General features: G+C 74.1%; 15 protein-coding genes. 11 read left to right on the top strand and 4 right to left on the bottom strand.

The features are described 5' to 3' along the window. Positions 1-122 precede the first annotated feature (122 nt). Both ACZ5NJ_RS08795 and ACZ5NJ_RS08800 read right to left on the bottom strand, forming a co-directional pair. Positions 123-2,126, bottom strand: coding sequence for a galactose-binding domain-containing protein (locus tag ACZ5NJ_RS08795; protein WP_468764309.1), 2,004 nt, complete (start codon positions 2,124-2,126; stop codon positions 123-125). A 275-nt stretch (positions 2,127-2,401) separates the two neighbouring features. Beyond that, on the bottom strand, positions 2,402-3,844 hold the full coding sequence (locus tag ACZ5NJ_RS08800) for a hypothetical protein (RefSeq protein ID WP_468763990.1): 1,443 nt from the start codon (positions 3,842-3,844) through the stop codon (positions 2,402-2,404). Between the two features lie 374 nt (positions 3,845-4,218). Here ACZ5NJ_RS08800 and ACZ5NJ_RS08805 point away from each other — a divergent pair, with 374 nt between their 5' ends. Both ACZ5NJ_RS08805 and ACZ5NJ_RS08810 read left to right on the top strand, forming a co-directional pair. Next, on the top strand, positions 4,219-5,205 hold the full coding sequence (locus ACZ5NJ_RS08805) for an alpha/beta fold hydrolase (RefSeq protein WP_468763991.1): 987 nt from the start codon (positions 4,219-4,221) through the stop codon (positions 5,203-5,205). 284 nt (positions 5,206-5,489) lie between these two features. Then, the gene (locus tag ACZ5NJ_RS08810) at positions 5,490-5,765 is read left to right on the top strand and encodes a hypothetical protein (protein WP_468763992.1); all 276 of its coding nucleotides are present in this window, start codon (positions 5,490-5,492) and stop codon (positions 5,763-5,765) included. A 10-nt stretch (positions 5,766-5,775) separates the two neighbouring features. Here the strand turns inward: ACZ5NJ_RS08810 and ACZ5NJ_RS08815 are convergent, their stop codons facing one another. Continuing rightward, entirely contained in the window at positions 5,776-6,231 is a 456-nt protein-coding gene (locus ACZ5NJ_RS08815) for a GNAT family N-acetyltransferase (RefSeq protein ID WP_468763993.1), read from the bottom strand. Positions 6,232-6,419: 188 nt separating this feature from the next. After that, the gene (locus ACZ5NJ_RS08820) at positions 6,420-9,902 is read right to left on the bottom strand and encodes a M28 family peptidase (protein ID WP_468764310.1); all 3,483 of its coding nucleotides are present in this window, start codon (positions 9,900-9,902) and stop codon (positions 6,420-6,422) included. A 172-nt stretch (positions 9,903-10,074) separates the two neighbouring features. On the opposite strand from ACZ5NJ_RS08820, the gene ACZ5NJ_RS08825 reads away from it, so the two are divergent. From ACZ5NJ_RS08825 to ACZ5NJ_RS08865, 9 genes are all read left to right on the top strand, one after another. Further along, positions 10,075-11,037 (top strand): LysR family transcriptional regulator, encoded by a 963-nt coding sequence (locus ACZ5NJ_RS08825; protein WP_468763994.1) that lies wholly within the window; start codon positions 10,075-10,077, stop codon positions 11,035-11,037. Between the two features lie 68 nt (positions 11,038-11,105). Continuing rightward, positions 11,106-12,551: a glyceraldehyde-3-phosphate dehydrogenase gene (locus ACZ5NJ_RS08830; RefSeq protein WP_468763995.1), complete on the top strand. Its 1,446-nt coding sequence runs from the start codon at positions 11,106-11,108 to the stop codon at positions 12,549-12,551. A 94-nt stretch (positions 12,552-12,645) separates the two neighbouring features. Further along, positions 12,646-13,005, top strand: coding sequence for a zinc ribbon domain-containing protein YjdM (locus ACZ5NJ_RS08835; protein WP_468763996.1), 360 nt, complete (start codon positions 12,646-12,648; stop codon positions 13,003-13,005). Positions 13,006-13,399: 394 nt separating this feature from the next. After that, the gene (locus tag ACZ5NJ_RS08840) at positions 13,400-13,585 is read left to right on the top strand and encodes a thiazolylpeptide-type bacteriocin (protein WP_468763997.1); all 186 of its coding nucleotides are present in this window, start codon (positions 13,400-13,402) and stop codon (positions 13,583-13,585) included. 117 nt (positions 13,586-13,702) lie between these two features. Next, complete coding sequence (locus ACZ5NJ_RS08845) at positions 13,703-16,411, top strand: lantibiotic dehydratase (protein WP_468763998.1); 2,709 nt, start codon at positions 13,703-13,705, stop codon at positions 16,409-16,411. 70 nt (positions 16,412-16,481) lie between these two features. Beyond that, positions 16,482-17,618: a lantibiotic dehydratase C-terminal domain-containing protein gene (locus ACZ5NJ_RS08850; protein ID WP_468763999.1), complete on the top strand. Its 1,137-nt coding sequence runs from the start codon at positions 16,482-16,484 to the stop codon at positions 17,616-17,618. Then, complete coding sequence (locus ACZ5NJ_RS08855; RefSeq protein WP_468764000.1) at positions 17,615-19,444, top strand: hypothetical protein; 1,830 nt, start codon at positions 17,615-17,617, stop codon at positions 19,442-19,444. Before ACZ5NJ_RS08850 ends, ACZ5NJ_RS08855 begins: the two co-directional genes overlap by 4 nt. After that, positions 19,441-21,357, top strand: a complete 1,917-nt coding sequence (locus ACZ5NJ_RS08860; RefSeq protein ID WP_468764001.1) for a TOMM precursor leader peptide-binding protein — start codon at positions 19,441-19,443, stop codon at positions 21,355-21,357. The genes ACZ5NJ_RS08855 and ACZ5NJ_RS08860 overlap by 4 nt, the downstream gene beginning before the upstream one ends. Before the next feature lie 28 nt (positions 21,358-21,385). Next, on the top strand, positions 21,386-23,059 hold the full coding sequence (locus tag ACZ5NJ_RS08865) for a thiopeptide-type bacteriocin biosynthesis protein (protein WP_468764002.1): 1,674 nt from the start codon (positions 21,386-21,388) through the stop codon (positions 23,057-23,059). Positions 23,060-23,064 lie beyond the last annotated feature (5 nt).

Consider the following 23,064-nt stretch of genomic DNA (forward strand, 5'->3'; position numbering starts at 1 on the left):
GGGGATCGCGGCCTCGGTGACTTTCCCCACCCCCTCCACAGAGGACATCGGGGCAGGGGGCCCCTTTTCTTCTGGGGGGGGGGGGGGGGCCCCCCCCCCCCCCCCCCCCCCCCCCCCACGCCTCAGCTGCTGAAGACGCCGACCTCGTGCAGGGAGTAGCCCCACTGGGTGGCGCGCCGGACCCCCTGGACCCTGAGCCAGCGGGCCGTCACCCCGTCGAACCGGGCGGTGTCCAGGCCCCCGTCGCTGTCGCTCGTCGACCAGACAGTCTGCCAGTTCGAGCCGTCCGTGGACGTCTCGATCCGGTACGCCTTCCCGTACGCGCGTTCCCAGTCGAGGGTGACCCGGCCGATGCGGTGCGCGGAGCCGAGGTCGATGCGCAGCCACTGGTCGTCGTTCCACTCGCTGGCCCAGCGGGTGCCGGAGTCGCCGTCGACGGCCCGGGCGGGCGAGTAGTCGACGAACGGGTTCCACCACTCGGAGGTGGACGCCGAGGCGGACGAGCCGGCGGCCAGGTTGACGCTGCCCTGGTGCTTCTCGGAGGCGCCCCAGGTGGTCAGGTAGGACTCGGCGCCCTTGAACAGGTCGTCGACCACGTCCTGGCCGCCGACGAGCCGGATGTCCTCGATCCAGTCGGGCACCAGGCCGTAGTGGGCGGCGCCGTCGGTGTTGAGGTCCCAGGTGCGCTGCCCGGCGGTCTGCCGGTCGATGACCGAGCCCCCGTCGGTGCTGCGGAAGGGGTACTTCACCGGGTTCGGGGTGTTCGCGCCCCGGGGGCCGGGCCAGCCGCCGACGCCGTTCATGTCGGTGCCGTAGCCGTAGCCCACGTGGTACTTCTCGCGGAGCGCGTCCGTACGCTTGGCCTCCGCGCTGAAGGCCTCCGAGCCGTTCATGTACTGGGCGGCGAATCCGCCGAGTTTGTACAGGCGCTCGGTCCAGCCGAGGTCCATCCAGCTGTGCGAGGAGATCACGCCCGGGTAGGACTCGGACTCCAGGATGTCGAAGGCCCGGCCCGCGGCCTTCACGCTCATGTGGTCGACTTCGAGCATCATCTTGCGCTTCATCATGCCGCGCACGGCGTACTCGCCGAGTTCGGTGAGCCCTCGGGTGTTGCAGCGCGCGTCGGCGGAGTACGAGGGGACCGCCACGCCCGCCGGGAGCTCCTTCTGTGCCGTGGGAGCGGGCGCGAGGCCGATCGGGTTGTCCTTCTGGGGGCCGGTGCACGGCTCGGTCTTCCAGAAGGTTCCGGTCGACAGGAACTGGCCGACGTTGATCGCCGTGCCCAGGGCGCCCTCGTCGAACCGGACCCCGCACAGGGCGTTGTCGAACTTGTGGCAGAGGAACATGCTGCGCACACCCAGCTTGTACAGCTCGTCCAGGCCGCGGTCGACGTCCTCCTTGGAGCACTGCGCGACGTCGAGGATCTGCTTGCAGCCGAAGGGCTCGGAGGTCTCCACACCCATGACGACGGCCAGCTTGCCCTGCTTGATCACCTCGCGGGCCTGGTCGGAGCCGGTGACGATGCGGAACCAGCCCTTTCCGGGGCCGCCGTACATCTTGTCGATGAACGCCTGCATGTCGTACGTCTTCTGCGCCTCCAGGCGGATGGCGGTCATCTCGTCGCAGCCGCGGTCCTTGAAGAAGTAGACCGAGCAGATCACCCCGTTGGTGACGAGGTCGTTGACGAGGACCCGCTGGCCGCCGCGCCAGGCGCGTTCCACCCAGGCGTAGTAGTTCTGCTGGTGGGTCAGGGAGTCGTGGGCGGGCCAGTCCTTGAAGGTGGGCCAGCCGTCGGGGTCGTGCTTGCCGTCCCCGCCCTTGGTGATGAAGTCGAAGACGGCGAGGCTGCCGTCGGGGTAGTGCTCGGGGCAGTCCTTGAGGGCGTCGGCGACGCCGAGTTCGGAGAAGGGCTTGCCGCAGATGAGCCGGCCGCCGAAGCCCTCGTTGGACATCAGGTGGTCGTGGGCGTCGACGAAGCCGCGGACCTTGCCCTGGGCGTCGGTGCCCTTGAAGGGCTCACCGGTGACGTCGATGCCGGAGTCCGGCTGCGGCCGGGCGGTGGGGTTCCACCAGCCGGGGTCGGCGGCCGGGTCGGCGAGGGAGGCGGGCGCGGGCCCGAGCACCATGGCGCACGCGGCGAGGAGGAGCGCGAGCAGCGCGAAGGGGCGCCGACGGCGGTGGCGCGGGCGCGGGGGAGGGTGAGGGGTCAAGGTGATCACTCATGCCTTCGGTCGGCGGAGAGCGCGGTCGGACCGAGGCATGGATTGTCATGCCCGGCACAATGGTGGGCATGAGAATCGCTACTGGCGCGTAAGGAGTCAAGAGTCCGGGACGCTTGACCTGATGGACCGTCGGATGCCGTGCGCAGGCGGACGCCCCCGGATGCGGGCCGCCGTCCCGGTCACGGAGCGGAGCCCGGGCCCTGGCTGGGGGTCGCCGTGCCGAGGCGGTGTTCCGCCAGCGCCTTCGCCTTTTCCAGGAGTTCCGCGAACGGCTTCTGTGCCATGGAGCCGCGTACGGGGACGAGCCCGTACCTTCCGTGGTTCCTCCGCTCGTTCGGGCTGTATCGGGGGTGGAATGGTTTGTTCTCCTCAGGAGGCCCCAGCTGCACGAACAGGAACGGATGGGCCGGGTCCGTCGTGTGCCAGAGGGTGATGCGCTGCCGGCCTCGGGTCATGTTGAGGATTTCATTGCTGTTCGTGACAATGCCCTGATATCTGTAGTACGGAGGGTCCGGCCCCGGGGGCAGCTTGTCCGTCTTCTCGTTCTGCACCACCGTCCAGTCCTTCCGCTTGGTCACGTAGTCGTCGTTGATGGCCATCCTGTCCTTCCGGGCCACCCACACCTCGGTTTCGATCTTGATCGTCTCGTACGGGGCCTCCGCCGGCCTGTCGATCACGGCGACCTCGTCCTCTTCCCATTCCTCCCCCGGATTCAAGGGTCTGCCCGACGGCTGGATGAATTCGTCCGACTTGATGACCCTCTGCTTTGCGGCGTCCTGCGGCTTCGCGCCGGCGGGCTGTCCGCGGACCCAGTAGATGCTGCCCAGGACGTAGACGGGGATCCGGCCGGTGTTCTTCATCTGGATGTGGAACGGAACGAACAGCTTCGTGCGCTCCTCGTTGAGAGCGGGGGCGCCGAACACGGGTGTGATCTCCATCAGCGGAGACGTCGTGGCGGGGATGTAGACATGGGTGTACGCGAGGTTGGCGAACGCCAGGAGGGTGGAAATGATCACCCCGATCGCGATCCGCCGGGGATTGGGCAGCCCCTTCCACGCCCGGTCGTGGATGAGCACAGACAAGGCCCAGAGGGACCAGGGGATGAGGACACACCAGAGCAACAGCCAATGCGTGTACCGCCCGCCTCTGATTTGCACGAAGAGCAGGACCGCACTGGCGCAGAGGGAAGCCGCCGCTGCGACCAGGATCAACGTCCCCGAATACCGGATTCTCCGTTTGCCCCAGTAGTCGAAGGTGGCTGCCGCGGCCGCCATTTCGGTCACCGTCAGCAGGAGGAAGATGACCCCGGTGATGCGCCCGGGATAGGTCAAGGCCGTGAAGGCGTCCGATATGCCGATCCTGACGAATACGTATGCGGTTGCCAGGAGGCCGATCGCCACGAGGAGAGCGCAGATCCGCCTGCGGCACGTGTGGTCCGGCCACACGGTACCGTCACCGCCGTGCCAGCGGATGTCGAATGAGAAGGGGATGCCGGAACGGCGCAACAGTTTCTGGAGCCCCCTGGGGCTGCGGACCTTACCGACGGGCTTGTCGTCGATGGTGACCTTCCGCCACCCGAACGCATCCGGCGGTCCCACGGCTACCACGGGTGTGTTCGCCATGACTCCAGTCTGCTTCCGGACCCGCGTGAGCGCCCCCGGAGGCGACAGCGGATGCGGTCCGGCGGGGAGTGGGGCGAAACTGGAAGTGACTCCTGCCTCGCTCTTTTTCGGGAGGTCCCCATGCGCAGAAGGATTCTCGGCCTTGTCGCCGCCGTTGTATTCGCGGTTCTCGGTGTCGGGGTCCCTGCCGCACAGGCCGACGTGGACACCAACACGTGCAGGCACGGCGGGGGAACGGTCGAGTACGACCCCTCGACAGGATTGTGGACCTGTGTCGGAGGCGTGCGCGACGGAGAGGCCATCGTCTGACGCGGCCCCGTGAGGGGTGTCCGGAATCGTCCGGCGGCGGAGGAGCCCGCGCCTAGAGTCGCCGCATGAACGAACCCGAAGACACCAGGAGTTCCGGAGCGCGCTCCCGGCGCGGGGTGCTGAAGGCGGCCGTGGCGGGGGCGGGGGCCGTGGCCGCCGTCGCGGCCGGCGGGGGCGTCGCGTACGCGGATGAGCGGCGGTGCGCGGCGCCCGTGTTCGTGCTCGTGCACGGGGCCGGAGGGAACTCCTGCGAATGGGCTCCCGTCCTCGCCGAGCTGGGGCTGCGCGGGCACAAGGCCGTCGCCGTCGACCTGCCCGGGCACGGGCGCGGCGCCCACTACCCGCTCTCCTACCAGACCCCGCAGGACCTGGAGGCGCTGCGCACCGAGCCCTCGCCGCTCGGGACGGTGACCCTGGACGAATTCGCCGAGCACGTCGTGGGCGTCGTGCGGCGGGCCTCCCGGCTCGGGGCGGTGGTGCTGGTCGGCCGGAGCATGGGCGGGGTGACCCTCAACGCGGTCGCCAACCGGGTGCCGGAGCTGATCTCCCACCTGGTGTACGCCTCCGCGTTCTGCCCGACGGGGCACGCCTCCGCCACGCGGCTGATGTCCACCCCGGAGGCCTCCACCAGCGCACTGCCGCGGGTGGACCGGGTCGAGACCCCGCCTGAGCTCGGGGTCGACCGGGTCAACTGGCGTTCCGGGGACCCCGCGTTCCTCGCGGCGGTCAAGGAGGCCCTGGCCGCGGACCGGTCCGACGCCGAGGTGCGGGCGCTGATCGCCACCCTGGAGCCGGACGAGTCGGCGGCGATCGGGAACGCGGACGCCCGGGGGCTCCCGGAGGCGTGGGGGCGGGTGCCACGCACGTTCCTGCGGTTCACCCGGGACCGTACGATCCCGCTCGCGCTCCAGGACCTGATGATCCGCGAGGCGGACGCGGCGACCCCGCGCAACCGCTTCCGCGTCCGCTCCCTGGCCGCGCCGCACGCCGGCCCCCGGGACGCGGCGGTGTGGGCGGACGAGCTGGAGCTGGCGGCGAGCGCGTGCCGCTGACCGCACCTCCGCGGCGGCGCCAGGCCGTCTCTTCCGGATCTTGCCTGGCCCGCGCCGCCCGGCACCGCACCTCGCCGCCTTGGCGGGGCACCAAGTACGTCCAGTACGGCGGCGCCCCGCCAAGGCGCCGATGCACGGCACCTGGGGGCACCTCCCAGCGGTAGCTGGGGGAACGACGCGGGCTTGACCGGCAAGATCCGAAAGAGACGGCCTCGGGGGCCGGGTGGGCGGGGTGGCCCGCGTCGGTCCGGCGGGGTGCGGGTGCGCGGCCTATCGTCGGGGGTATGAGCGAGACCGTCGTGGTGTACGAGTACGACCGGCCCGGCGCGGTCCACCCCGCCGGGGAGCCGGCCCCCCGGGACGTCCTGCGGGTGCACGCGGCGCCCACCGCCCCGGGACGGCACGACGTCCGCGGCCCGCGGACCCTCTGCGGCCGGGACACCTTCGCCATGGAGACGGCCTCCTGGCGGCACTCCGGCCACCCCGGCTCGCCCTGGTACCCCGAGGAGTACGCCGACCGTGTCTGCCCCGCCTGCGCGGACGCCGCCGGGGAGGTGTGAGCGGGAGCGGTCAGGCGCCGGGGGCCATGTCGTACGTGACCCACATGGTGCGGGTGGCCACCTGGTCGTACTTGGACCGGGCCCGGTGGTTGTCGTCGGCGGTGATCCACCGGACGACGCTCCAGCCGCGTTCCGCCGCCAGCTCGCGCAGGGCGGCCAGCAGCAGGTCGGCCGCGCCGGAGCCGCGGTGTTCCGGGGCCACGAACAGGTCGTCCAGGAAGCAGCCGGTCGTCGCGGACAGCGGACGGGCGAACGGGCGGTAGTGGGCGAGGCCCAGCAGCCGGCCCGCGGCGTCCTCGGCGACCAGGGCGCCGGTCTCGTGCGCGGGGTCGTTGATCCAGGCCCACACCGTCGCGGCGGCCTCCTCGGTCTGCTCCACCCCGTAGAAGTCGGCGTAGCCCCGGTAGAGGGAGCGCCACTGGGCGAAGTCCCCGGGCCGGGCGGCGCGGACCACGATGTCGGACATGTGCGGTGTCTCCTGGGATCGGTGTACGGGGAACCGATCATGCCGGAGGGCCCTGCGGCCCGGGAGGCGCCGCCGTGTCCAAAGCCGGGCCCCTCTCCTTCCGTGATGGACAGCCGGGGGCCGGCCGGACGCGGCGGAGCCCGGTCCGGCGGGGTGCCGGACCGGGCTCCTGAGGTGGTGCGGGGTGGTCAGCTCACCCGGAGGGTGACGTCGTCGACCACGAAGGAGGTCTGGAGGGACTGGTCCTCCACGCCCTGGAACGCGAGGGTGACGGTCTGCCCGGCGAACCGGGAGACGTCGTAGCTCTTGAGCACGTAGCCGGAGCCCGCGTCCACGTTGGACAGGGTCTCCAGGGTCTGGCCGCCCACCGAGACGGTGAACGTGTCGTAGACGGTGTTCCCGGTCTCGTCGGTGTCGATGTGCAGGTAGAAGGCGAGGCGGGCCGAGGAGCAGCCGGCCGGGAGGGTCAGTGACTGCGAGGCGCTGTCGGTGCGCGGCGAGCCCCAGCCGTTGAGCCACGCCATGTAGGCGCCGGCGTGCGGGGCCTCGCCGGCCTGGTTGGTGATGACCCCGGAGGTGGTGCTCCAGGGGCTCGCGCCGTTCTCGAAGCCGCCGTTGGCGACGGTCTCGGCCGGGGTGCAGCTGCCGCCGCCCCCGCTGATCGTCAGGGTGTAGGTGGTGCTGTGGGTGGCGGTGCCGGTGCCCGTCACGGTCAGGGTGGCCGTCCCGGGGGCGGTGCCCGCGGCGACCTGGACGGTGAGGGTGGCGGACTGGCCGGACTGGACGGAGGACGGGCTGAGGGTGGCGGTGACGCCGGCCGGGGCGCCCGAGACCGTCAGCGCGACGTTCTGGGGGCTGCCGCTGACGGTGGCGGTGCTCACCGTCGAGGTGACGCTGCCGCCCGGCGCGGCGGTGCCGGCGGCGGGGGAGGTGGAGAGGGAGAAGTCGGAGGCCGGGGTGCCGCTGCCGACGGCCTGCTTCCAGATCGCGTAGGCGACGCCGTCGGCGCTGCGGTCCAGGACCGTGGCGTTGATGTTGCTCGGGGTGTCGCAGGAGCTGTGGTAGCAGGAGTCGTACGCGGCGTTCGCGGTGCCGCCCCACTTCGAGGCCTGCGCGGAGGTCTTGCGGGCGCTGGCGCCGGCCGCGTAGCCGGAGGTGGGGATGCCCGCCTGCTGGAAGGAGTAGTCGTCACTGCGGCCCTGGCCCTCGGTGTTCTCCTCGGGGGCGAGGTTCAGCGAGGTCCAGTACGCCTTCAGGGGCGCGGCGGTGGTGGAGCCCAGGTTGTTGATGAAGTAGCCGCCGTTGGGCGAGCCGACCATGTCGAAGTTGTAGTAGCCCTTGATGGCGGCGCGCTGGGCGCTGCTCAGCTGGCCGACGTAGAACTTCGAGCCGTTGAGGCCCTGCTCCTCGTCGGTCCACCACGCGAAGCGCACGTGCTTGGTCATGGTGGGGTTCTTCTGGGCCAGGACCAGCGCGTTCTCCAGCAGGGTGGCCGAGCCGGAGCCGTTGTCGTTGATGCCGGGGCCGGCGGAGACGCTGTCGAGGTGGGCGCCGAACATCACGGTCTGGTCGTCGGGGCCGCCCGGCCAGTCGGCGATCAGGTTGTTCGACGGGTAGGTGCAGGAGGTGCAGCTCTGTTCGGAGACGGTGTAGCCGGCGGCCTGGAGCTTGCCCTTGATGTAGGCGAGGGACTGGGTGTGCCCGCCGCTGCCGGCGCGGCGGTTGCCGCCGTTCTGCGAGGCGATGGTGCCCAGCTGGTTCAGGTGGGCCTGGACGTTGGCCGCGCTGATGTCCGGCGGGGTGGTGGGGTCGGGCTGGCCGCCGCCCACGGTCAGGGCGTAGTCGGCGGTGTGCGCGAGCGAGGCACCCTGGCCCTTGACGGTGACCGTGGACGGGCCGGGGGCCGTGGTGGAACTCGCGGTCAGGGTCAGGGTGGAGGACTGGCCGGACTGCACGGTGGCCGGGTTGAAGGAGGCGGTGACGCCGGCGGGCAGGCCGCTCGCGGAGAGGGTGACCTGCTGGGCCTGGCCGGTGGTGGTGCTGGTGGCGACGGTGGTGGTCACCGAGGCGCCCTGCTGCACGCTGCCCGAGGCCGGGTTGAGGGTGAGCGAGAAGTCACCCTGCCCGCTGGGGGCGCAGGACGGGTCACCGGACTGGGCGGGCACGCTGATGGCGTCCCAGGCGGCCTTGGTCTTGTTGAACAGGTCGCAGCTCGCGTCCAGGGTCTTGGCGGAACTCAGCGTCGCCGTCCGGTACTTCTTGTACGACATGCTGCTGGTCTTGAGCAGCATGCCGCCGTAGAAGATCTTGCCGGCGTTCTGGACGCCGACGCCGGTCACCGTGGACTGGTTGCAGGTGCTGCTGCTCGGCTTGCCGCCGCCGGGGTTGCTGCCCTCGGCCAGCAGGTAGAACCAGTGGTTCAGCGGTCCCGCCGCCGCGTGCACCTCGGTGTTCGGTATGGAGGAGCTGTAGCAGGACGGGTCGTTGTTGACGGCCGAGGGGTTGTACATGTTCCGGATCGGACCCCGGCCCTGGAGGTTGATCATCTCGCCGACGGTGTAGTCGGGGGTGTCGTACGGGGAGGGCTCGTTGGCGTAGGCCTCGGTCAGCGCGCCGAAGATGTCGCCGGTGCCCTCGCCGAGGCCGGACTCCTGGCCGCTGGTGCCGCCGGGGGTGTTGGTGTCGATGGCGTGCCCGTACTCGTGGCCCACCACGTCGATGCCGGCGATCCACTCGTTGGCGCTGTTGTGGCCGATGGTGACGGAGCTGCCGTCCCAGTACGCGTTGAGGTCGCCGAGCCCGACCTTGCCGGGGAAGCTGCGGCCGTTGCCGTCCACGCCGCTGCGGCCGAGCCACTGGCGGAGCATGTCCCACTGCTTCTGCGCCGCGAACATCAGGTCCGTGCACCCGGTCTCCTTGGAGGTCGGGTTGCCGGTGCCCCAGGAGTCCGAGGACTTCGAGAAGACGGTGCCGGTGCTGTAGTCCTGGCAGCTCAGACCCGGGCGGTTCGGGTCGCGCAGGGAGTACGTGCCGCCGGACGCGGTGGTGTCGACCGTCAGCGGGTTCGGGCCGTTCCACTTGCTGGTGCCGGTGCCCGCGACGACCTCGTCCCAGCGGTCGACGACCTTGCCGGTCCGGGCGTCCACGTAGACGTGCATCCGGCTGGGCGCCGTCTTCGTCGCGCCGGTCAGGACCGTCTCCCAGGCCAGCACCGGCTTGTCGTCCTTGAGCCGGACGACCAGGCGGCTGCTCTCGACCTTGTCCACCTTCGTCAGCTCGGCCCGCGAGGAGGACTCCGCCGCCTTGGCGGTGACGGTGGGGGTGACCGACACGTCGATCACCGTCGAGGAGGCCGACTGGAGGGCGCGGACCTTGCCCTCCCCGTCCGCGAGGACGACCGCGTCGCCGCCGACGACCGGCAGGCCGCGGTAGCTGCGCTCGTACGCGACGGAGAACAGGTCCTGTACCCAGGGGGTGACCAGGCGGCGGTCGTACTGCTGCTGCGGCTGGTTGACCAGGCTGTCCAGGCCGCTGCGGACGGCCGCGTCCGCGGCGGCCACGGCCCGGTCGGCCCGGGAGGGCCGGGGCGGTACGGGATCTGGCTGCTGCGCGGCCGACGCGGTACCGGCCAGCGCACCGGCGAGGCTCGCGGTCAGCGCGAAGGCCGCCACGGACGCCGTCCATCTGGTGGGCTGCACGAGTCCACTCCGATCGTGTGTGTGGGGGGTGTCTGGCTGTACGCCGTCGCCGAGTATGGGCGTGTGCATGGCGGGATTGGGACATCCCTGCGGGCATAAGGCGCGGGTTATGGTGCCGTGCGGTCGCGGTTCGTAAGCTGCCGGGATGCAGCTGGAGTTGAGGCACCTGCAAGCCGTCTGCCGGATAGCGGAAGCAGGCAGTCTGGGCGCGGCGGCGCGGCGGCTCGGGGTTTCCCAGCCGGCGCTCTCCGCCCAGCTGCGCAGGATCGAACGGGTCACCGGAGGCGAGCTCTTCGTCCGCGGCCGCAGCGGCGTGGAGCCCACCCCGCTGGGCCACTTCGTCCTGTCCAAGGCCCGCCGCGTGCTCGGCGAGATGGACGCCCTGGGGGCCGAGGCCCGGGCGCTGTCGGCGGCGCCGGTACCCCTGCGGCTCGGCTGCATCCTGCTCGTGCTCCTGGACGGCCTGCTCGCGCGCACCGACCTGGCCCCGGCCGGGCGGGAGGTGGCGGTGGACCTGGAGAACTCGGTGACCACCCTCGTGCGGATGCTCGGCGCAGGCCAGTACGACGCCATCGTCTACGGCGAGGTCAACGACTACGAGGTGCCGCTGCCCGGCGGCGTCCGGGCCCGCACCGTCGTGCCCCGCGAACCGTTCTGCATCCGGATGTCCGCGCGGCACCCGCTGGCCGGCCGCGCCCGGCTGGACCTGGCCGACCTGGGCGGCGAACAGTGGATGACCCTGGTCCAGGACGACGACGGCGGTCCCGAGGCCCTGGTCGAGGCCTGCGCCAAGGCCGGTTTCACCCCCTCGCTGCGCTACCGGATCACCGACCGCAAGATGCAGCACGACCTGATCGCGGCCGGCCGGGCGATCTCGCTGAGCCAGCCCACCGCCCCCGCCGTGCCGGGCACGGTCATGCGCCCGCTGGCCGGAACCCCGATCACCGGCCGGATCCGGCTGGCCTGGAACCGGGCGTCGGTCTCCGCCCGCCAGGGGGAGCTGCTGCACCGGGCGGCCGTGGAGGCGTACCTGGCGAACGTGGACAACAACGCCTTCCACCGGACATGGTGGGACGCCCACCCGGAAGCCCACCCGAGCCTCGGCTGACCCCTGCAGAAGGGTCGGATTCCGGTCGGGTTACCATATGAGCGCCGCCTAGCTCGAAAGATAACTCTGTGACTGTCAACGAGGACTCGTTCAGCAACTGGAAGACCCGCGAGGAGATCGCGGAGTCGATGATCCCGATCATCGGGAAGCTGCACCGCGAGCGGGATGTAACGATCCTGCTGCACAGCCGCTCCCTGGTGAACAAGTCGGTGGTCAGCATCCTCAAGACCCACCGGTTCGCCCGGCAGATCGACGGCGAGGAGCTCTCGGTCACCGAGACCATGCCGTTCCTGCAGGCGCTCGCCGCACTCGATCTCGGTCCGTCGCAGATCGACATCGGCATGCTCGCCGCGAACTACAGCGCCGACGACCGCGGACTCTCCGTGGCCGACTTCACCGCCGAGGCCGTCGCCGGCGCCACCGGTGAGAACAAGCTGGAGGGCTCCTCCGGCCGCGACGTCGTCCTCTACGGCTTCGGCCGCATCGGCCGCCTCGTCGCCCGCCTGCTCATCGAGAAGGCCGGCTCCGGCAACGGTCTGCGCCTGCGCGCCATCGTCGTCCGCGGTGGCGGCGAGGCCGACCTCGTCAAGCGCGCCTCGCTGCTGCGCCGCGACTCGATCCACGGCCAGTTCCAGGGCACGATCACCGTCGACGAGGCGAACAGCACGATCGTCGCGAACGGCAACACGATCCGCGTGATCTACGCGAACGACCCCTCCGAGGTCGACTACACGGCGTACGGCATCAAGGACGCCATCCTCATCGACAACACCGGCAAGTGGCGCGACCGCGAGGGCCTGTCCAAGCACCTGCGCCCCGGTATCGACAAGGTCGTCCTGACCGCCCCGGGCAAGGGCGACGTCCCGAACATCGTGCACGGCGTCAACCACGACACGATCAAGCCGGACGAGCGGATCCTGTCCTGCGCCTCCTGCACCACCAACGCCATCGTCCCGCCGCTCAAGGCCATGGACGACGAGTACGGCGTGCTGCGCGGCCACGTGGAGACGGTCCACTCGTTCACGAACGACCAGAACCTCCTGGACAACTACCACAAGGCCGACCGCCGCGGCCGCTCCGCGCCGCTGAACATGGTCATCACCGAGACCGGTGCCGCGTCCGCCGTCGCGAAGGCGCTGCCGGACCTCAAGGCCCCGATCACCGGCAGCTCGATCCGCGTCCCCGTCCCGGACGTCTCGATCGCCATCCTCAGCCTGCGCCTGGGCCGCGAGACCACCCGCGACGAGGTCCTGGAGTACCTCCGCGGTGTCTCCCTGCACTCGCCGCTGAAGCGCCAGATCGACTTCACCACCGCCCCCGACGCCGTCTCCATGGACTTCGTCGGCTCGCGCCACGCCTCGATCGTGGACGCCGGTGCCACCAAGGTCGACGGTGACAACGCGATCCTGTACCTCTGGTACGACAACGAGTTCGGCTACTCCTGCCAGGTCATCCGTGTGGTCCAGCACGTGTCCGGCGTCGAGTACCCGACCTACCCGGTCCCGGTCGCCTGACCCTTCCCGGCAGAGCGTGTCCCGGGGTGCCCCGTCGACCCCGGTCGGCGGGGCACCGCCGCGTCGTGCGGACGGGCCTCCCTAGACTGGACGGGTGACCGACAACGCACTTCCCCCCTGTCCCGCATGCTCCGGCGTGTACACCTACGAGATGGGCGCCCTGCTCGTCTGCCCCGAGTGCGGGCACGAGTGGCCCGCCGCCGCCTCCGCGGCCGGCGACACCGCGCCCGAGGAGCGGGTGATCAAGGACTCGGTCGGCAACGTGCTCAGCGACGGCGACACCGTCACCGTCGTCAAGGGCCTGAAGGTCAAGGGCCACCCGACCGGCATCAAGGCCGGCACCAAGGTGCGCAACATCCGCCTCGTCGACGGAGTCGACGGCCACGACATCGACTGCCGGATCGAGGGCTTCGGCTCCATGCAGCTGAAGTCGAGCGTGGTGAGGAAAGGCTGATTTCCGACTGACATCCCACCGACCTCCGCCCCCGTCCACCCTCCGGTGGGCGGGGGCGCCGCCGTTTCCGGGGCTCCCGCGACAGGGTTGTTTCAGCCGCGGTGGCCCGAATTACGCGATCTGCCCCGACGGGGACGCCTCTTTCCGCGAAAACGCGCCAGAAGCCGTACGGGTCCGCAAGCGCGTCCGGATCTCGGCTCTAGCGGACCGTCGAGCCACCAGGTGATCCTGGGTTCCGGGTCAGCCGCTCCACAGGCCGGAAGGGATCGATATCCGGCCGGGCCGAAACCCGAGCACATCCGGCATTCCCTTCCGCGGGGAGCGGCCTTTCACCGGCCCGCGGACCTTCCACCCAGTGCCATCGGCTTCCGCTTCCACACTCAGGGAGACACCCATGTCCGACACCGCGCGCACCCCCGAATTCGGCTTCGAGGACCTGGACCTCGACCTCGGCGACCTGACCGTCACCGCCATGCGGGACACGGTCGCGCTGCCCGAGGGCGGCGCCTCGTGGGGCTCCTGCTCCTGCCAGGGCTCCTCGTCCTGCCAGAAGCCGACCGTGGACACCCCCATCCTCTGACCCCGCGCGGGGCCGGCTCGCCCGACCCCTGCCATCCCGACGCGGACCCGCTTCCCGCCGCACCCCGAGTGCGGCGGGAAGCCCCCGCGCACCCACCCACCCAGGACGGGGACCAGCATGCAGCAGCCACCCGGCACGCCGCCCGGAGCCCCGGCCGGGGCCGGAGACGACGCCGACGCCTACCGGGTGTCCTCCGCGCCCTACGTGCTGGTCCGCGCCACCGTACTGGCCCACCCCGCCCAGACGGCCGCCGCCACCGGCTTCCGCACCCTCCTCGCCCGGCTCCACGACCTCGACCGGCAGCTGCTGGAGAGCACCGCCCCGCTCTGCGACGACCTGCACGACAGCCGCGCCGGCCACCCCGCCGCACTCCACCGCGACGTGGTCCTCCCGCTGCGCCGCGCCCTGCACAACGGGCGCGAACCCCGCCCCGCCCTGCTGGAGCGCCTCGGCGACCTCCCCGACCGGCTGCCCCGGCTCGCCCACTGGCTCGACCTGCGCACCCGCCGCGCCGCGCTCCTCGCCGGCCTCGCCCCCGCCGCCGAGCGGGCCCTGAACGCCGAACGCCGCGCCCTCGCCGCCCTGTGCCGCGAGCCGGCCCTCACCAAGGCCGTCGCGCTCACCAGCGCCGACCTGTTACGGGCCGTCGAACGGGCCGGCACCGGCGCCCAGGACCGCAGGACCCGCAAGGAGGAACCCGCCGTCCTGCGCTACGCCCTGCGGGCCAGCACCAAGACCAGCCCGCTGTCCTGGTTCACGGCCGTCGGCTGGGGCCCCCTGCCGGCGGCCCCGGGCCGCGCCGTCCCCTCCTGGGGCCGCGCGCCGCTGTTCACGGGACCCCTGCGCGAGGTCGTACAGCCCAGCCGCACCCTGACCACCGCCCTGACCCTCGCCCTCCTGGACGCCCCGCACCGCCGGGCCGCCCTGCCCCACCGGATCACCAGCACCGCCCGCGTCGCCGACGGGCGGGCGGCGTACTCCCGCGACCGGACCGCCTTCGCCGGGGGCCGCTACCTCATGGCCGCGGAGGACGAGGCGCGGCTGCCCCGCACCGGCCCGCTCGCCCTCGTCACCGAGCACGCCGGACATCCCGTACCCCTCGACGACCTGACGGAGCTGCTGGCCGCGGCCCTCCCCGGCGGCGGGGACGGCGACGCGGACGGACGGGCCGCGGCCGCCGGGTTCCTCGCCCGGCTCGCCGGGACCGGCCTGCTCGTGCCCGCCGACCCGGTCCCCCCGCAGGACCCCGATCCGCTGGGCCGCATCGCCGGCTGGCTGCGCTCCCTCGACGGGGCCACCGCCGAGGAGGCCGCCGAGGACGCCGCCCACGCCGGCCGCCTCGACGTGCTCGCCCGGCTGACCGCCGCCTTCGCCGAAGCCCCCGCCGCCGCCCGCCCCGCCCTGCTGACCGGCCTGTCCCACCGCTGGACGGAGGCACTGGCCGCCGCCGGACGCCCCGTCCCGGCGGTGTCCGCCCCGCTCAGCCCGGTCTCCGAGGACGTCGTCGCCCCGCGCCCCCTCGACCTCGACGGCTTCCTCGGCCCCGCCGACCACGAGGCGCTCGGCGAGGTCACCGCCCTGGCGGAGCTCTTCGACCTCGGCCACCTCCTGCGCCGGACCGTCCGCGACCGCTTCGTCGCCCGCTACGGCCCCGGCGGCCGCTGCCCCCACCCGTGGGAGTTCGGCGCGGACATCGCGGAGGCCTGGGAAGCCGCCGGACGGCTCGCCGCCCTCGACCCCTCCGACCCCCTCCCCAGCGGCACCGACGGGCCGGCGGCCCTGCGCGCCGAGGCCGTCCGGGCCGTCCGGGACGCCCTGCACGGCGACCCGGCCACCACCCCCGAGGTCCTCCTGCCGCCGGACCTCCTCAAGGGACTCGGCGACCGGCTGCCCGGCTGGGCCCTCTCCCGCCCGCTCAGCTACGCCTACTTCCTCCAGCGCGACCCCCGCCACGGCCTGCTCTGCGTCAACCAGGTCTACGGCGGCTGGGGCCGCTTCACCAGCCGCTTCCTGGACGCCCTCGACCCCGCCGCCCGCACCGAAGTGTCCCGGCAGGTCCGCCGCGCCCTCGGCCCCGGCGCGCACGCCGCCCAGATCCGCCCCGTCGGCGGCTTCAACGCCAACCTCCACCCCCTCCTCGTCCCGGACGAGATCGGCCCCGACCGCCGCTGGGCCTCCCTCGGCGAAGCCGACCTGGAACTCGTCCACGACGAAGCCGCCGACCAGGTACGCGTCCGGCTGCGCGGCACCGGCGAACCCCTCGACGTGCTCTACCCCGGCTTCCTCGCCCCGGTCCTGCTGCCGCGCCGCCTCGGCGCCCACCTCAGCGACCACCCCCACGGCCTGGTCGACCTCCGCCCGCTCGTCCCCCGGGGCACCCGCCCCGCGCCCGGCGGCGGCCCCGTCACCCACGTCCCCCGGCTGCGCCACCGCGGCCTGGTGCTCCGCCGTCGCCGCTGGCTGCTGCCGCCCGACGCCGTGGAGCGGCTGCGCGCCGACCTCACCGCCGCCGGACCCGTCCCCGTGGAGGCCGCCGCCCGCTGGCGCGCGGCCCTGGACCTCCCCGAGCAGGTCTTCCTGCACCCCGCCGGAGCGGTACCCACCGGCCGGGCCGCCGAGGACTTCCTGACCGGGCTCAGCCGCCCCAAACCGCACCTCGTGGACCTCGGCAACGCCCTGCACCTGCGCTGCCTGCCCAAATGGCTCTCCCGCCACGGCGCCGGAGCCGTCCTCGAAGAGGCCCTGCCCGCCCCCGGAGGCTTGGACGACCCGGCCCGCGCCGTCGAACTCGTCCTGGAGGTCTACCGGGCCGGGCGAGGGCGATGAACCGACGGACCCACGAAGGAACGAGCCGATGACCCGGCACCGGACGACGACGGAAGGGGGAACGGCGCACATGCCTCCCCACGAACACGCCCTCGACGTGGTGGCCCACTACCACCACCCCGACAAGGCCCCCCTGCTGCGCGGGGCCCTGCTGCCCCTCGCCGAGTCGGCCGTCGCCGGCGGCCTGGACGCCCACGTGGAACGCCACTGGCTGCACGGCCCCCACCTGCGGCTGCGGCTCCGGGGCCCCGCCCGGCAGGTGGCCCGCACGGCGGACTCCGCCGCGGCCGCGCTGCGCGACTGGCTCCGCGACCACCCCTCGCACGCCGACCTCACCGACGCCCAGCTGCTGGAGCGGGCCGCCGAGGCCGGCCGCGCCGAGCTCGTGCCCCCGCCCTACGGGCCCATCGAGCCCGACAACACGGTCCGGATCGAGCCCGTCGACCGCTCGTCCGTACGGGGCCTGCTCGGCGAGGACGGCGCCGACCTGCGCGACGACCTGCTCCGGGCCGGCCTGGGCGCCCTGCGGGCCGGCGCCGGCTTCCTCGGGGAACACGGCGACGGGGCGCCGGCCCGGATCCGGCTCGCCGTGACCGCCCTCGCCGCCCACGCCGGAGCCCACCCCGACGGGCTGGCCGGCGGCCACTGGTCGTACGTCTCCCACCTGGAGGACTTCCTCCTCCACGACGACCCGGACGGCCGGCTGCGGCAGCGCTTCGAGCAGTACGCCGAACGCGCCGACACGGCGGTGACCGCCCTCGTCGGACGGATCGCCGACGGCGGCGCACGCGGCTGGGAGCGCGCCTGGCCGGAGTTCTCCGCCGGCGCCCGGCGGCTCGCGCGGGCCCGCCACGACGCGGGCGCGGACCTGTCCGGCACCCCGGCCGAGTACGGCGCCCGCGCCCTCGCCACCGGCGACGCCGGCACGGCGGAGCGCTGGAACCGCGACCTCCGCACCCGGTACAGCGAGTTCCACCACCTGCTGGGCCGCGCCGACCCCCGGGGGCGGATGTTCGCCAGCCCCGACTACCTGGTCCACCGGGCCTGCACCAACGCCCTGTACCGGCTCCTCGCGATCTGCGACGTCCGCCCGCTGGAGCGGTACCTGGCGGCGCACCTGGTCATCCGCGCGGTGCCCGGCCTGACCGGCAGCGACTGGCGCACGGAGCTCGCCGAGACCATCGACGCGGTGGAGGGCCGGGCATGACCACCGCCACGCGCCCGACGACCGTACGGAGACTGCGGCCCGGGGTGGCCGTGACCCCCCTGCGGGCCGGCCTGCACCTGAGGGGGCGGAGCGGCAGCCTCACCCTGGAGGGGAGCGACGCGCTGCCCGCCCTCTGGAAGCTGCTGGAGGAACCGCTGCGGGAGGGCCGGCTCGAAGACCTCCTCGCAGGGATGGCACCGGGGTCGGCGGTGCGTGGGGCGGTGGAGGCCCTGCTGCGGCAGCTGGAGGCGCACGGCCTGCTGACCACCGGGGAGGCGCGGCCCCCGGATCCCGGCCCCGTCGGGCAGTGGCTCGCGGAGAGCGCCGGGCGGCCCGCCGCCTCGGCCGCCGCGCTCGCCGTCGCCTGCGCCGAGGTGCTGGCCGGGGACCCGGACGCGCCGCTGCCCCGGGCCGCCGCAGACGCGCTGGCGCACGCCGGACTGCCCGTCACGTACACCGCCGACCCGGACCTGCCCGCCGGCCGGGTCCTGCTGCGCGTCCACGGCGCCGGCCCGGACCGGGCGGTCGCCGCCGGACGGTGCGGCGGGGGCGGCTACGCGACCGCCCCCGGCAGCCCCGCCCAGGCCCGGGCCGACGCGCGGGCCCTGGAGGCACGCCTCGGACCCGCCGGGGAGGCGGCCCTCGCCGCCCTCGTCCCGCTGCTGGCCGGGACGGCCGCGCACCGGCTGCTGTGCGCGGCCGCGGGGCTGGCGGACCCGGCGGCCGAGGGCGGGGACGAACGGCTGCTGCCGGGGCTGCCCGCGGTGCTCCTCGCCGACGCCCGGCCGCTGCGCGCCGACTACCGCAGCTGGCTCGGCCCGGAGCGGCTCGACGCCGACCGGCGCACCGGCCTCGCCCCCGCGCGGACCCTCGGCGAGGCACTGCGCCGGCTGGACGCCCTCGGCGATCGGCGCTGCGGCCTCCTGCCCGGGCCGGAGCCGGCCGACCTGGGCCAGCTGCCCGTGCCGCTCGCCCGCTGCGTGCTCCCCGGGGCCGGGGGGCCGGGCGGGCTGCTCACGGGCGGGGCGCCCCGGCTGGACCTGGCCCGGCTGGAACTGTTCTGCCGGGCGGCCGAACTCCTGCTGGGGGAGGGCCGCGTCATCGGCGCCGACCCCGGGCACGCCCGGGGACGGGCCCTGCGCGCGGCCGCCGCCCGGCTCCCCGCAGGGGCGGCCATGCCCGAACGGCGGTGGTCGGGACATCCGCAGGCCCGGCACTGGTGGACGACGCTGACCGGCCGCCTGGGCGTGCCGGCCCGGCTGGAGGTCGTGCGCGCGGCCCCGGACGAGGAGGTGTACCGCGCGGTCGTCCACCGCACCGGCCCCCCGGCCCCGCTGCCGCTCGGCGAGGCCGTGGAAGCCACCCCGGGCGACGCGGCGGCCTTCGCCGCCCTCACGGCGGTCGCCACCCTGACCGCCACCACCCCCGCCTCCACCCCCATGGGCGACACCGCATCCACCAGCGCCACCGCCTTCCGCCCGCCTGACCCCACCCCGCCCGCCGGGCCGGGTCGCCGGCGGGTTCCGCCCTCGGGCGGGGCCGTCGCGCCCCTGGCCACCGCCGGGGCGCGGATCGCCGCCTGGGAGGACGCGGGCTGGACCAACGGCTGGATGGCGGACGTGGCCGGCCGTGAGGAGGCGTTCCAGGCCGCACTCCACCGGCTCACCGGATCCGCCCTCCTCGACGCCGCCGACGCCGACGGGCCCTCCGGCCGCCTCGAACCCGCCGCCGGTCTCCACGGCCGTGGGGCCGCCGAACTATCCGCGCAGCTGAGGGCGTTCGGGTTCACGGTGCTGGACCTCGTCACCCAGGAGGAGGCTTCATGAACGTGCCCGGGCCCCTGGGGGTCCTTTCCGTTCCGGTGCTCGGGCCCGCCGCCGCGCTGGCCCTCACGGGTGGTTCCGCGGTGGTGCTGATGACCCGGTGGACGCTGGGGCTCGCCGAGGAGCTGAGCCGGCACGCGCTCGCGCACCCCGTGGCCCTGGTACCCGTACGGTTCGACGGGCCGCTGGCCGTGGTCGGGCCGCTGCTGGCGCCCGGCGCGGCGGCCTGCCTGAGCTGTACCGAGTTCCAGCGGCTGGCCACCACCGGGGGACGGGTGCCCTGGCGGAGCCCGCTGCTGGAGCTGGCCGGAGTGCCCTCACCGGCCCTGGCCGCCCCGCTCGGCGCCCTGGCGCGGGACCTGCTGGCCGGGGAACGGGAAGGCGAACGGCGGGAGGAGGGCGACGGGGCGGGCATCGTGCACGTCGTCCATCAGGGGCGCGGCACCTGGTCCACCCACCGCCCCCGCCCGATCGGCGGCTGCGCCGTCTGCCACCCCCTCCCCGCCGACTCCGCCGCCGAGCCCGCCCCGCTGCCCGGCGCGCCCCGCCCGCTGCCCGACCCGTACGTCCTGCGCCTCCCCAACCCCCGCACCGCGGGCCCCGAACGCCTGCGGGAGGCGCTGCACGACGAGCGGTTCGGGCCGGTGCGCGGCCTCTTCCGCTCCGAGGACTCCGCCTTCTCCCTGACCAGCGCGCTCGTCACCGACGGCCGGCCCGTCGACGACGGCGGGTACGGTCGCGGCCGCGACTTCGCCGACAGCGAGCGCATCGCCCTGTTCGAGGCCGTCGAACGGTACGCGGGCATGCGCCCCACCGGCCGCCGCACCGACCTGCGCGCCTCCTTCGCCGCCCTCGGCCCCGACCGGGCCCTGGACCCCGAGCGGCTCGGCCTGCCCGACCCCGCCCACCACGGGCACCCGGCCTCGACGACCGTCCCGTACGCACCCGACCTGGAACTGGACTGGGTCCGCGGCTGGTCGCTGACCCGGCGGCGCCCCCTGCTCGTCCCCGAACACGTCGCCTACTGGGACGTGCCCGGTACCGGCCGGCCGCGCGTGGTGTACGAGTCCTCCAACGGCTGCGGCCTGGGCAGCAGCCCCGAAGAGGCCGCCCTGTACGGCCTGTTCGAGGTCGCGGAACGCGACGCCTTCCTGATGGCCTGGTACGCCGCCACCCCGCTGCGCCGCGTCGAGCCGCCCCCCGACGACCCGGACACGGCCCTGCTCGCGGACCGGGCCGCCGTGGCCGGCTACCGGCTCCGGCTGCTCGACGCGACCAACGACTTCGGGATCCCGGCGGTCGTCGCCGTCTGCCGCTACGAGGGCTCCCACCCCGACGCGCCCCGGATGCTCCTCGCGGCGGGCGCCCACCACGATCCGCGCGCCGCGATCCGCTCGGCCGTGGCGGAGGTGGTCACCAACGTGCTGGAATCCCCCGGGCGTTCGTTCGCCGAGGACGGCGCCCGCGACCCCCGCCGGCTGCGGTCCATGCTGGAGCGGCCCGAGCTGGTGGTGGGCCTGGACGACCACGTGGGGCTCAGCGCCCTCCCCGAGGCCGCCCCGCGCCTGGAGTTCCTCTTCGCCGACACCCCTGCCGTCACGGCCGAACACGCCTGGCCGGGAGCGCCGGAGCCGGTCGCCGACCTCGCCGCGCTGCTCACGGCCACCGTGGAGCGGCTGGCCCGCGCCGGCCTGGAGGTGGTCACCGTCGACCAGACCGAACCGGGACTGCGCGACCGGCTCGGCCTGCACTGCGTGAAGGTGGTCGTCCCCGGCTCGCTCCCGATGACCTTCGGGCACGTGAACCGGCGCACCCGGGGCCTGCCCCGGCTGCTGGAGGTGCCGCACCGCCTGGGCCGCACCCCGCGACCGCTCCGCCACGAGGACCTGGCCCTCCACCCGCACCCCTTCCCCTGACCCGCACTCCTCCCGCCAAGGACCGCAGATGACCACGACCGACCCCTGGTACAGCCTCCACGTCTTCCTGCACGCCGGAACGGAGGACACCGACGCGTTCCTGCTCCGCGACGCGGCCCCGCTCCTCGACGGTCTGGTCGCGGCCGGGGAGGCTGAACGGTGGTTCTTCATCCGGTACGCGGAGGACGGCCCCCAGGTCCGCGTCCGGGTCCGCGGACTCGCCCCGGACGCCGCCGCCCGGCTCCCGGACGAACTGGCCGGGGCCGCCGGGAAGGTGGCCCCGGTGTCCGGCCCCTGGTCCTCCCGCCACGGCGAGGTCCGCGCGGTGCCGTACGAGCCCGAGACCGAGCGGTACGGCGGCCCGCGCGCGCTGCCCCTCGCCGAGGAGGTCTTCACGGAGTCCTCGCAGGTGGTGCTGGGGGTCCTGCGGGACCTCGCCGCCGGGGGCGGGGCGTCGGCCCGGCTGACGCACGCCTGCGACCTGGTCCACGCCACGGTGCACGCCCTCGGCCTGGACCGGCTCACCGCCGCCCGCTGGCTGCGCCGGCACGCGGCGGGCTGGCGGTGGGTGCGCGAGGTGCCGCTGCTGCCGGGGGCCTCCGTGCACACCCGCGTCAACTCCGTCTACGCCGCGCAGCGTTCCGGCCTGGAATGGCGGGCGCAGGGCCTGCGCGAGCGGCTCGCGGACGGCACCGCGGCACCCTGGCTGCTGCGGTGGGACCGGCGGGTCCGCGCCACCGACGGCCTGCTGCGCGCGGGGGAGGCGGCGGAGGCGGCACCCGACGCGACGGCCTGGATCTGGGGCTCACAGCTGCACATGCTGCTCAACCGGCTCGGGGTGACCCCCGACGAGGAGCGGGCCGTGTGCCGGCTGGTCGCCCGCACCCTGATGGAGACCGGGGAGCCGGCCGACTACTTCCCGGCCGGGCACACCGCCCCCGACCTCCAGTACCTGGAGCGCAGCAAGTTCCAGATCGGCCGGAACGAGGACACGGCCCTGCGCGCGCTGCCCTCCGGGCCGCCCGGCCCCGCACCGTCGGCGCCCGAACTGCCCCTGCCCGCCGGCCCGCTGCCCGCGATGTCGCTCGGCGCCGCCCTCGCGGGCCGGGCCTCCGTGCGCGGGCCGCTCGTCGGGCCGCTGGACGCGGCCGGCCTGGGCGCGCTCCTGTGGCACTCGACGGCCGACGGGGAGGACGGCGGACGGCCGCTGCCCGCCGGCGCCCCGGTCCACCGCGCCCACCCCAGCGCGGGCGGCCTCTACACGGCCCGGGTGCGGCTGCTGGTGCTCGACGTAGAGGGCGTCCCGGCGGGCACGTACGACTGCGTGCCCGAGCGGCGGACCCTGCGGCCCGTCGGCCCGGCCCCGACCACGGCGGAGATCGCCTCGCTGTCCACGTACCTGTCCCGGCCCGCGACCGACCCGCACTGGATCGGCATCGACGCCGCCCCGCTGGTCCTCGCCCTGTACGCGGACCTCGGCCTGCTGCGCCGCCGCTACGGGCTGCGCGCCCTGCGCCTGGCCCTGCTGGAGACGGGCCACCTGGCGCAGAACCTGCTGCTCACCGGCACGGCCCTGGGACTGGCCGGCACCCCGCTCGGCGGGTTCCACGACGACCTGGCCCACGAGCTCCTCGGCCTGGACGACCTGGAGCAGCCCCTCCAGTACCTGCTCCCGCTCGGACGCCGCCCCGCCGCCGGGTGACGGGT

The organism is Streptomyces sp. NPDC032091, assembly GCF_055580265.1.